Below are 10,258 nucleotides of genomic sequence, written 5' to 3'. Positions count from 1 at the left end.
GTGTGACACGGTCCGGGGCTCGAAGCTCACGTGCTCGCATGTGCGAATGCGCATCGGGGGTACTGCGCGCTGCGGCTCGAAGGCGGTGAATGCGCACTCTCTGTACGCGCCGCCGGCGGAGGCCGGTAGCAGGGGGCGTCAGGCGCTGGCGTTACGCGCCCGGTTGCGGGCGGCGCGGCGCTTCATCGCGCGGCGCTCGTCCTCGCTGAGGCCACCCCAGACGCCGGAGTCCTGGCCGGACTCGAGCGCCCACTGCAGGCACTGCTCCATGACGGGGCAGCGACGGCAGACGGCCTTGGCTTCCTCGATCTGCAGCAGCGCAGGACCGGTGTTGCCGATGGGGAAGAACAGCTCGGGGTCTTCCTCGCGGCAAACGGCGTTGTGACGCCAGTCCATGGCTGCTACCTCTCCTTGGTATTACATGCAGGTTGCTTGTGAATGTGAACGCTTTCACGAATCCCCCGACAAGGGAAGGGCCGATCGCCAGTTGCCCGGAGTTGGGTCCTGGATTCGTTGAGGGGTTCCGGCGGTCTGTGGGGCCGATGTTGCGGGCCGTCCCGATCGCCATGTAGAGATTCGCAAACCTCGGCGGCGGATACAACCCCTTCCGGAAAGTTTTTTTTGATTCCTCGGTGTCGACTAGGTCACAGCCGTACTTCTATGGGGTGGATGCTGGCCCATACGTTCGAGATAAAGGACTTTCGGTCCTTCTGGTCACACAATCACACGCAGTGCACGGCGTACGCCTGTGAACGTCACGCCAGTACGCAGCCCCAGGTGGTCACCATCCATCTGGAAGGGCAGCGGAACCTTTGAATGCAAGGTGAAGTGCGTCTGGTCGTGAAGTGTGACCGCGTGCTTTCCGCGCGGCCCGCGCTCGGGACTCGACGTGAGCAGCTGGGTCCCGTAACGGGCCACGGCGGGAGTCGAGAGCTTCTTCAGTCCGAGCACGTCGAGAGCGGTGTCGAACGAGGCCTTCGGGGACGCGTACACCGGGCGATTGCCCAGGTAGGTCCAGGGAGAGGTGTTACAGACTATGGAGAGCACCAGGTCCCGCACGGGGTCCGCGCCCGGGTGCTCCAGGGTGATCGTTCCGTGGCGGCGGTGCGGGTCGTCCAGGAACTGACGCATCACCTGGCGGATGTAGAGGGCGTGTGTCGACCGCTTGCCGCGTTCGCGGTGCTGTTCGACCCGGCCGACGACGCCGGCGTCGAAGCCGAAGCCGGCGCAGAAGGTGAACCAGCGCTGCGGGACACTCTCGTCCTCGGTGCCGGGGGTGCCGGCGGCGAGTCCGAGGCCGACCGTCTGCTCGGTCCGGTCGCGCAGTGCGTCCAGGATGGCGCCGGTCGCCTCGACGGCGTCGTTCGGCAGACCGAGGGCGCGGGCGAAGACGTTCGTGGAACCGCCGGGGACGACGGCGAGGCGGGGGAGACGGTCGGGGTCGGGGCCGTGGTGCAGCAGCCCGTTGACGACCTCGTTGACCGTGCCGTCGCCGCCGAGGGCGACGACGAGGTCTATGTCGTTCGCCTCCGCGGCCCGGCGGCCCAGGTCGCGGGCGTGGCCCCGGTACTCCGTGGTGACGGCCTCGAGCTTCATCTCGCTGGCGAGTGCGTGGATCAGTACGTCGCGCGTGCGGGCACTGGTGGTGGTTGCTGCCGGATTGACCACGAGAAGTGCGCGCATGCGATGCAGCGTACCTACTGGGGGGTACCTGGCCCAGTCCCGGCCTTCCCCAAGCTTCCCGCCGAGGACAGGTCTCCCGGTGCCTTCTCGAAGCACGTGACGGCGGGCCCCGGCCTTCCGGGGCGGCGTGCGCCGACGGCTACCCTGCAGGGGTGAGCAGCGAAGACCAGACCTCCCCCCCTACCGCGCAGCCCGCTCGTCCTTCCCGCCTGACCGCGGCGGCCGCGGTGTGCGGCGCCGAGGGGCTGGCGCTGGCCGCGGGCGGCGTCTACATGCTCGTGATGGGCCTGCTCGGCCGGCCCGAGAGCCCGTCTTCGGCGGAGATGGGCGGCCTGACGCTCATGGTGCTCGGCGTGATCCCGCTGGCGGCGGCGCGGGGGCTGCTGCGGCAGCGCAGCTGGAGCCGGGGACCGGCGATCATCACCCAGCTGATCGCCCTGATTCCGGCGTGGACCCTGCTGCGCGCCTCCGGAGCCCTCATCCCGCTGGGCGTGGTCCTGGCGGCTGTGGCGGTGACGGGGCTCGTGCTCCTGGTGAACCCGACGACGGCCGCGGCGCTGGGTATCCGCGGCAGCACCCGCGACGAGGCGTAACCGGCACCGGACGACCTGATCGGACGCCGCACCACCTGGGCCAACGGTGCCGGCGCCGCGCGGCCCGGACCGGATGCCGTGCCGCCCGGACCGTGCGACGCCCGGCAGCGCGGGCGTCGCCCGGTCCGGGCAGGGCTGTCGACGGCGCGGGGCCGTTGCGGGCGGGCGCTACTCCTCGACCAGCAGACGTTCGCGGAGCTGCGCCAGCGTGCGGGCCAGCAGACGGGAGACATGCATCTGCGAGATGCCGACCTCCTGCGCGATCTGCGACTGGGTCATGTTCCCGAAGAAGCGGAGCAAAAGGATGCGCTTCTCCCGCGGGGGAAGGTCCTCCAGCAGCGGCTTGAGGGACTCGCGGTATTCGACGCCCTCCAGCGCCTCGTCCTCCGCGCCGAGCGTGTCAGCGACCGCCGGGGACTCGTCGTCCGTGTCGGGGACGTCCAGGGACAGCGTGGAGTACGCGTTCGCGGACTCCAGGCCCTCCAGGACCTCCTCCTCCGAGATGCCGAGGCGCTCCGCCAGCTCGTGCACCGTCGGGGAGCGGCCGTGCTGCTGGGATAGCTCGGCGGTCGCGGTGGTCAGTGCGAGCCGCAGCTCCTGCAGCCGGCGCGGCACCCGCACCGCCCATCCCTTGTCGCGGAAGTGGCGCTTGATCTCGCCGACCACCGTCGGTGTCGCGTATGTCGAGAACTCGACACCGCGATCCGGATCGAACCGGTCCACCGACTTGATCAGGCCGATCGTCGCGACCTGCGTCAGATCGTCCAGTGGCTCCCCGCGGTTGCGGAACCGCCTCGCCAGGTGCTCGACCAGCGGCAGATGCATCCGTACGAGCTGGTTGCGCAGCTCGGCCCGCGCGGGCGATCCGTCGGGCAGGTTGCGCAGCTCGATGAACATCGCCCGTGCGCCGGTGCGGTCATGAGGATCATGACGCTGATCCTGTTGCTGCTCGCTCATACGGTCCGCCCGCTCTGCCGAGGCCGTACGGCCATCCGGTTCGTCCACCACCGGGTGCGGCCGTGCCTGCTGCTCAGGGATGCCGGCAGACGCGCTCAGCACCCTCGGGCCTCGCTCCTCGTCCTCCCGCATCGGACCGACCCCGTTTCCGTCGCTCACGCCGGCCCGGGTCCCGCGCCGCGCTGTTTGTACAGACTGATGGCAACCGTACGGTCGTCGGCGACCGACGAGTCGACCTTGCCTGCCAGTGCCGAGAGCACCGTCCAGGCGAAAGTGTCGCGCTCCGGCGCCCGGCCGTCGGTCGTGGGCGCGGAGACCGTCACCTCGAGCGAGTCGTCGACGAGCCGGAACACACAGCTCAGGACGGAACCGGGAACGGCCTGCTGCAGCAGGATCGCGCATGCCTCGTCCACCGCGATCCGCAGATCCTCGATCTCGTCGAGGGTGAAGTCCAAACGCGCTGCGAGGCCGGCAGTGGCCGTACGCAGCACGGACAGGTAGGCACCCGCAGCGGGCAGCCGGACTTCCACGAAGTCCTGGGTCCCGGGCTCGCCTGCGATCTGGGACACCCTCACCTCCAAGGTGGCACAAGCTCTTTCCGGGCCGGGGGCAAAGGCCCGCGGCCGTGCGTTACGTGGTCGATCACGCAGCCAGGTCTGGCCTGGCGACGCTATCGCGATCCATGGTGCCGTGTCGCCAGGACCCCCAGGCCGACAAGTGTCACTCAATGTAAGACCATGAGTACGCACAGTGGCTAGAGGTCTGCGCGGCCCAATTGAGCGGACCCGGGGGATGGTTGACGTACCCACGCGTCAGACGATCGAACCGTCCACAAAACACCACCGCCACACCTGCCCCGGCTCGAAACTGCGCATCACGGCATGCGCGGTCTCGTGGAAGTGCGCGCTCGCGTGCTGCATCGGCGAGGAGTCACAACAGCCCACATGTCCGCAGATCAAACAGAGTCGAAGCTGGACGGGATGGCTGTCGAGGGCCAGGCACTCCTGGCAGGTGTCGGCCAGGGGCACCGGCTCGGGGCGCGGCAGTTCTGCTACGTGCGGACACTCGCTCATGATTGCCAGATTACGACGGCTGTGACGGACGTGAGGTCGGTGTGATGGAAGCATTGTCGCTGGTGGGGCTGATCGCGGTGAGCGCCGTGGTGGCCGGCGCGGCCCGCAGGACGCCGATCCCGGCACCGCTGCTGCTGGTGGCGGCCGGGCTGATCGCCTCTTACGTGCCGGGGGTCCCGGACTACCACCTCGACCCGCACATCGTGCTGCCGCTGGTGCTGCCCCCGCTGCTGCATCTCGCGGCCCTGGACAGCTCGTACCTCGACCTGCGGGCCAACCTCCGGCCCGTCGCCCTGCTCTCGGTGGGCTATGTCCTGTTCGCGACGGTGGCCGTCGGCTGCCTCGCCTATCTGCTGGTGCCCGACATGCCGCTGCCGGCGGCCCTGGTGCTGGGTGCGGTGATCGCGCCGCCGGACGCGGTCGCCGCCACGGCCATCGCTCGTCGGCTGGGCCTGCCGGCGAGGATCACGACGATCCTCCAAGGTGAATCCTTGGTGAACGATGCCACCGCGATCACCGCCTACAAGGTGGCGCTGGCCGCCGCGATCGGCGCCGGTGCGAGCTGGGGCGCCGGCTTCCAGGAGTTCGTCCTGGCGTCCGTCGGCGGCATCGGCGTCGGCCTCGTGCTGATGATCCCGATCCACTGGCTGCGCAAGCACCTGCAGGAAGCGCTCCTGCAGAACACCCTGTCGCTGCTCATCCCGTTCATCGCCTACGCCGCGGCGGAGCAGGTACACGCGTCCGGGGTCCTCGCCGTGATCGTCGTCGCCCTGTATCTGGGACACCACTCCTACCAGGTCGACTTCGCCACCCGGCTCCAGGAGGAAGCCGTCTGGAAGATGGTGGCCTTCGTCCTCGAGTCGTCGGTCTTCGCGCTGATCGGGCTGCAACTGGCGATCGTGGTGGAAGGACTCGGCGACTACGGCGTGGGAGAGGCACTTCTGTACGCGGCGGGAGTCTTCGTCGCCGTGGTGGTCGTGCGGTTCGTCTGGGTCTATCCGGCCACCTTCCTGCCGCGGATTTTGTCCCGGCGCATCAGGGAACGCGAACCGGACACCAACTGGAAAGGGCCGCTGATCATCGGCTGGGCAGGGATGCGGGGCGTGGTCTCCCTGGCGATCGCCTTCTCGATCCCGATGACGACGTCGAGCGGAGAGGGTTTCCCGGCCCGGAACCTGGTCCTGTTCCTCACCTTCACCACGGTGATCGGAACGCTCGTGGTGCAGGGGCTCACGCTGCCGCCGCTGATCCGCGTGCTGAAGATCCCGGGGCGCGACGTCCACGCGCAGACGCTGGCCGAGGCGCAGGCCCAGAACCAGGCGTCCACCGCGGCGGAGCAACGGCTGCAGGAACTGCTCGAGGACGAGCGCAACCAGCTGCCGGGGCCGCTCGCGGACCGGCTGCGAACCGTGATGGAACGCCGCAGGAACGCGGTCTGGGAACGGCTCGGGGCGGTCAACGCGGTGACGGGGGAGTCCGCGGACGACACCTACCGGCGGCTGGCCAGGGAGATGATCTCCACCGAGCGCGACGTCTTCTTCGAGCTGCGGAACCGGCGCGAGATCGACGACGAGATGCTGCGCACGCTGCTGCGCAGGCTGGACCTGGAGGAGGCGGCGGCCTTCCGGGAGGAGACTGCCTGAGTCCGTCAGCCGGCCTGGGGCCCCGCGCTGTCTTCGTGGCCGGCCTGGGGCCCCGCGCCGTCTTCGTGGCCGGCCTGGGGCCCCGCGCCGTCTTCGTGGCCGGTGACGACCGCCGCGATGGTCGTGCCGCGCGGGAACGCGCCCTCGCTGGTCATCTCGACGAGTCCGTAAAGCAACTTGGCGACATAGACGCGTTCGACGCGAAGTCCGTGCCGCGCTCCGAAATCGGCGGCGAACCGCTCGAGTGCCGGGGTCGTACGGGCGTAACCGCCGAAGTGGAACCGCTCCTCGAGCGACCAGTTGCCCGCCGGCCCGCCGAAGGCCTCGTCCTGCAGGGCGCGGACCGCCGCACCGAGGAAGCCGCCCTTCAGGACCGGGAAGCCGACGGCGCGCTGACCGCTGCCGAGCCCGGCGGCCAGCCCCGCCAGGGTGCCGCCGGTCCCGCAGGCGACGGCCACGACATCGGCGAGGCCGCACAGCTCGCGGCCGAGGTGGGCGCAGCCGGCGGCGGCGGGCCCGTTGCTGCCGCCCTCGGGGACCACGTACACGTCGTGCGGCGTCGTGCCTTCGAGGGGGGCGAGGATGCGCGCCCGCACCTGGGGGTCGTCCTTGGCGCGGTAGGTGGTGCGGTCGACGAACAGCAGGCGCATGCCGTCCGCCGCGCAACGGGCCAGGGACGGGTTCAAGGGCCGCGCGGCGAGTTCGTCGCCCCGCACCACGCCGATCGTGGGAAAGCCGAGCAGCCGCCCGGCGGCGGCCGTGGCGCGCAGGTGGTTGGAGTAGGCACCGCCGAAGGTGAGCACCGTCCGCCCGGCGGCGATCTGCAGGTTCGGGACCAGCTTGCGCCACTTGTTGCCGGGCAGGTCGGGGTGGATCAGGTCGTCGCGCTTGAGGAGCAGCCGCACGCCGTGCCGGGAGAAACGTTCATCCTCGACCGGTTGCAGCGGTGAGGGCAGCCGGGGCCGCAAGGTGGCACCGGGGGCGAGTGTTCTCCGGGACATGCCTTCATTGTGGCCGGGTGTGCGAGCCGAGCCGGCCACTGCCCCGCTCCTGGTGATCCAGTCCCACTCATTTGTGTAATGGCGTACTTACACACCGTACTGAAAGGCTTTCCCCTGCAGGTCAGAACATGATCGAGAGGGAGTCTCATGACGGTTGGTTCGGTTGATTCCGTCGGGGAGGACGTTCGCGCCCAGGCGCCGCAGCAGAGTCTCGGCACCGCAGCCGCACGGAATCTCGCGACCACCACCAAGTCCGCCCCGCAGATGCAGGAGATCACCTCACGGTGGCTGCTGCGCATGCTGCCGTGGGTGCAGGTGCAAGGCGGTACGTACCGCGTCAACCGCCGCCTGAGCTATTCGGTCGGCGACGGCAGGGTGACGTTCGTGCAGACCGGGGACCGGGTCGCCGTCATCCCCGCCGAGCTGGGCGAGCTGCCGGCGCTGCGGGACTTCGGTGACGAGGCGGCGCTCGCCGAGCTGGCGCAGCGGTGCGAGCAGCGCGAGTTCGCGGCAGGGCAGGTGCTGGCGACCGGCGGCGAGGCGGCGGACCGGATCTTCCTGCTGGCGCACGGCAGGGTCGAAAAGGTCGGCGAAGGCCCCTACGGGGACGAGGCGGTCGTCGAAGTCCTCGCCGACGGTGCGTACTTCGGCGACCACTCACTGGTGGACCGCGACGCCACCTGGCAGTACACCGCCCGCGCCGCCACCGCCTGTACGGTCCTGGTCCTGACCAGGGACGACGTGCTCAACCTCGCGGACCGGGCGGAATCGCTGCGAACGCATCTGGCGAGTCTGGCGTCGCTGCCCCACCAGCGCACGAACAAGTACGGCGAAGCGGCGATCGATCTCTCGGCGGGCCATGTCGGCGAGGCCGTCGTGCCCCATACCTACGTGGACTACGACGCGGCGCCGCGGGAGTACGAACTGAGCGTCGCCCAGACCGTGCTGAAGGTCCACAGCCGTGTCGCGGACCTCTACAACCAGCCGATGAACCAGACGGAGCAGCAGCTGCGGCTGACCGTCGAGGCGTTGCGCGAGCGTCAGGAGCACGAGCTGGTCAACAACCGCGAGTTCGGCCTTCTCCACAACTGCGACTACGGCCAGCGGCTGCAACCGCACGACGGTGTGCCGAGCCCCGACGACATGGACGAGCTGCTGTCGCGCCGGCGTGGCTCGAAGCTCTTCCTCGCCCATCCGCGCGCCATCGCCGCCTTCGGGCGCGAGTGCAACCGGCGCGGACTGGTCCCCGACAGCGTGGAGGTCGGTGGTCAGCATGTGCCTGCCTGGCGCGGAGTGCCGATCTTTCCGTGCAACAAGATCCCGATCTCCGAGGCCCGGACGACGTCCATCATCTGCATGCGTACCGGAGAGGACGACCAGGGCGTCATCGGGTTGCGGCAGAGCGGCATCCCGGACGAGATCGAACCGAGCCTGTCGGTGCGCTTCATGGGCATCGACGAGCAGGCGATCATCTCGTACCTGGTCACGGCCTACTACTCGGCCGCGGTGCTCGTTCCCGACGCGCTCGGCGTCCTGGAGAACGTGGAGGTGAGCCGCTGGCGATGAAGCGACATCCGCAGAGGTGATCCGCAGAGGTGACCTGCCGGGGACGAGAGAGACCGGAGATGTGACCGACGGGCTCTCGTCCGGATCAGGCCGTACCCCGCGAGAGCGGCACGATCCGACGAGAGCCCTGAGGGGGCGCGGCCGCGTCGCCGCGTCGCCGCGTCCCCGACCGTGACCGCGTCCCCGACCGAGACCGTGACTGTGAGAGCGAACCCGCCATCGGGAAAGGAACGCCCAGTTGACCATGTCGGACACCGTCGAGGGCCGGGAAGCAGTCGCCTTCCTGGAGCGCACGCGCAGTGCGGTCGACCCCGAACTCCGTTCCGCCGTCGCCTCCTTGCCCGGCTCCATGCGCCGGGTCGCCATGTACCACTTCGGCTGGGAGCAGGCCGACGGCACCCCGGCCGCCGGTGCGGCCGGCAAGGCCGTCAGGCCGGCGCTCGTGCTCGCCGCCTGCCGTGCGCTGGGCGGAGACCCGGCACAGGCCGTACGGGCCGCCGCGGCGGTGGAGCTCGCCCACAACTTCACCCTGCTGCACGACGACGTGATCGACGAGGACCCCATCCGAAGACACCGGCCCACCGCCTGGACGGTCTTCGGCACCGCGGACGCCATCATCGCGGGGGACGCGATGTCGGCGCTGGCGCTGCGGCTGCTCGCGGAGGACCGGCACGCGGCCTCGGTCGCGGCGTCGGTGCGGCTGGCGGCTTGCGTCATCGAACTGTGCGCGGGGCAGCAGGCCGATTGCGCCTTCGAGGAACGCCCTCCGCACGAGGTCACGCTGGAGGAGTGCCTCGCCATGGCGACGGCCAAGACAGGGGCTCTGCTCGGCTGTGCCTGCGCGCTCGGTGCGCTGTACGCGGGCGCGGGGGAGGAGGAGGCGGCGGCCATGGACGCGTTCGGGCGGGAGGCCGGATTGGCGTTCCAGCTCATCGACGATCTGATCGGGATCTGGGGCGACCCGGAGCGGACGGGCAAGCCGGCCGGCGCCGACCTCGCGGCGCACAAGAAGTCCCTGCCGGTGGTCGCCGCTCTCGCCTCCGGCACATCGGCCGGGGCCGAACTCGCCGAGCTGTACCGCGGGCCGATGAGCGCGGCGGCGGTCGGGCGGGCCGCCGACGCGGTGGAGCGGGCGGGAGGACGGGACTGGGCGCAACTGCACGCCGCGGACCGGATGTCGCGTGCGGTAGGCGAGCTCTCGAAGGCGGTTCCGGATCTGGCCACGGCGGGCGATCTGCTGTCGCTGGCCGAGTTCGTCACCCGCCGCAACCGCTGAGCCGTCAAAGGCATGTGCTGAACAACCGCAACTGGAGCACTATGGATGATGTGGTTCGAGGTCCGGAGCCGAGGTGCGGGGCCCCCGGTTCCGTCTCGCCGGCTTCTCGCTCGGACTGCCCGGCCGTCCACACCGTCATATTCTGGTGATATGGGCAGTAAAGGACGTGAAGCATCCCGAAGCAGTCATGATCCGCAGCGCCGGCGGGTCTGCGGCACCTGCGGACAGCCTGTGGGGTCGGTCGTGAAGCGGCACAAGACGCTCGGTACGTACGTCCCGCTGTGGGAGCCCGCTCCCTGCCGCAACCCGGCCTGCGGGCAGAGCGAACCCGGTGGGGATCAGCCGCGGGGGGAGTCGCAAGCTCACTCGTCCGGCGATGAAGGTCTTCCACAGGGTCACCAGGATGTCGGCGACCTGGTCGGCGACCTCGGCCGGGAACTTCGCCTGGGCGACGATCTCGGCGGCC

General features: G+C 69.9%; 10 protein-coding genes. 4 read left to right on the top strand and 6 right to left on the bottom strand.

Annotation, left to right across the window (positions count from 1 at the left end):
• Positions 1-138 precede the first annotated feature (138 nt).
• The gene (locus tag ABZ070_RS32240; protein WP_003953983.1) at positions 139-396 is read right to left on the bottom strand and encodes a WhiB family transcriptional regulator; all 258 of its coding nucleotides are present in this window, start codon (positions 394-396) and stop codon (positions 139-141) included.
• Positions 397-714: 318 nt separating this feature from the next.
• A complete protein-coding gene (locus tag ABZ070_RS32235; RefSeq protein ID WP_356639069.1) occupies positions 715-1,683 on the bottom strand; it encodes a diacylglycerol kinase family protein in 969 nt (322 codons plus the stop codon).
• A gap of 152 nt (positions 1,684-1,835) precedes the next feature.
• On the opposite strand from ABZ070_RS32235, the gene ABZ070_RS32230 reads away from it, so the two are divergent.
• Complete coding sequence (locus ABZ070_RS32230) at positions 1,836-2,276, top strand: hypothetical protein (protein WP_356639066.1); 441 nt, start codon at positions 1,836-1,838, stop codon at positions 2,274-2,276.
• 168 nt (positions 2,277-2,444) lie between these two features.
• Here the strand turns inward: ABZ070_RS32230 and ABZ070_RS32225 are convergent, their stop codons facing one another.
• The 3 genes from ABZ070_RS32225 to ABZ070_RS32215 form a co-directional block, all read right to left on the bottom strand.
• Positions 2,445-3,392 (bottom strand): RNA polymerase sigma factor SigF, encoded by a 948-nt coding sequence (locus tag ABZ070_RS32225; RefSeq protein ID WP_356639064.1) that lies wholly within the window; start codon positions 3,390-3,392, stop codon positions 2,445-2,447.
• On the bottom strand, positions 3,389-3,802 hold the full coding sequence (locus tag ABZ070_RS32220) for an anti-sigma regulatory factor (RefSeq protein WP_100111349.1): 414 nt from the start codon (positions 3,800-3,802) through the stop codon (positions 3,389-3,391). The genes ABZ070_RS32225 and ABZ070_RS32220 overlap by 4 nt, the downstream gene beginning before the upstream one ends.
• Before the next feature lie 243 nt (positions 3,803-4,045).
• Entirely contained in the window at positions 4,046-4,306 is a 261-nt protein-coding gene (locus ABZ070_RS32215; RefSeq protein ID WP_356639062.1) for a UBP-type zinc finger domain-containing protein, read from the bottom strand.
• A gap of 44 nt (positions 4,307-4,350) precedes the next feature.
• Here ABZ070_RS32215 and ABZ070_RS32210 point away from each other — a divergent pair, with 44 nt between their 5' ends.
• Complete coding sequence (locus tag ABZ070_RS32210; protein ID WP_356639060.1) at positions 4,351-5,949, top strand: Na+/H+ antiporter; 1,599 nt, start codon at positions 4,351-4,353, stop codon at positions 5,947-5,949.
• Between the two features lie 5 nt (positions 5,950-5,954).
• Here ABZ070_RS32210 and ABZ070_RS32205 read toward each other — a convergent pair whose 3' ends face one another.
• Positions 5,955-6,950 carry a pyridoxal-phosphate dependent enzyme gene (locus tag ABZ070_RS32205; protein ID WP_356639058.1) on the bottom strand — a complete coding sequence of 332 codons (996 nt, stop codon included), beginning with the start codon at positions 6,948-6,950 and terminating at the stop codon, positions 5,955-5,957.
• Between the two features lie 147 nt (positions 6,951-7,097).
• Between ABZ070_RS32205 and ABZ070_RS32200 the strand changes: the two genes are divergently transcribed.
• Together ABZ070_RS32200 and ABZ070_RS32195 are read left to right on the top strand one after the other, a co-directional pair.
• The gene (locus ABZ070_RS32200) at positions 7,098-8,516 is read left to right on the top strand and encodes a family 2B encapsulin nanocompartment shell protein (RefSeq protein WP_356639056.1); all 1,419 of its coding nucleotides are present in this window, start codon (positions 7,098-7,100) and stop codon (positions 8,514-8,516) included.
• A gap of 238 nt (positions 8,517-8,754) precedes the next feature.
• On the top strand, positions 8,755-9,792 hold the full coding sequence (locus ABZ070_RS32195) for a family 2 encapsulin nanocompartment cargo protein polyprenyl transferase (RefSeq protein WP_356639054.1): 1,038 nt from the start codon (positions 8,755-8,757) through the stop codon (positions 9,790-9,792).
• Positions 9,793-10,258 lie beyond the last annotated feature (466 nt).

Origin of the sequence: Streptomyces sp. NPDC006283 (genome assembly GCF_040613325.1) — a bacterium.
GTDB lineage: Bacteria > Actinomycetota > Actinomycetes > Streptomycetales > Streptomycetaceae > Streptomyces.
Note: the sequence above shows the minus strand (reverse complement) of the source record. Positions and strands in the feature narration are given on the sequence as shown.

Coding starts and splice junctions, on each gene's coding strand:
- ABZ070_RS32215 (WP_356639062.1), bottom strand. CDS start 4,306: ATGAGCGAGTGTCCGCACGTAGCAGAACTGCCGCGCCCCGAGCCGGTG.
- ABZ070_RS32235 (WP_356639069.1), bottom strand. CDS start 1,683: ATGCGCGCACTTCTCGTGGTCAATCCGGCAGCAACCACCACCAGTGCC.
- ABZ070_RS32240 (WP_003953983.1), bottom strand. CDS start 396: ATGGACTGGCGTCACAACGCCGTTTGCCGCGAGGAAGACCCCGAGCTG.
- ABZ070_RS32205 (WP_356639058.1), bottom strand. CDS start 6,950: ATGTCCCGGAGAACACTCGCCCCCGGTGCCACCTTGCGGCCCCGGCTG.
- ABZ070_RS32210 (WP_356639060.1), top strand. CDS start 4,351: ATGGAAGCATTGTCGCTGGTGGGGCTGATCGCGGTGAGCGCCGTGGTG.
- ABZ070_RS32200 (WP_356639056.1), top strand. CDS start 7,098: ATGACGGTTGGTTCGGTTGATTCCGTCGGGGAGGACGTTCGCGCCCAG.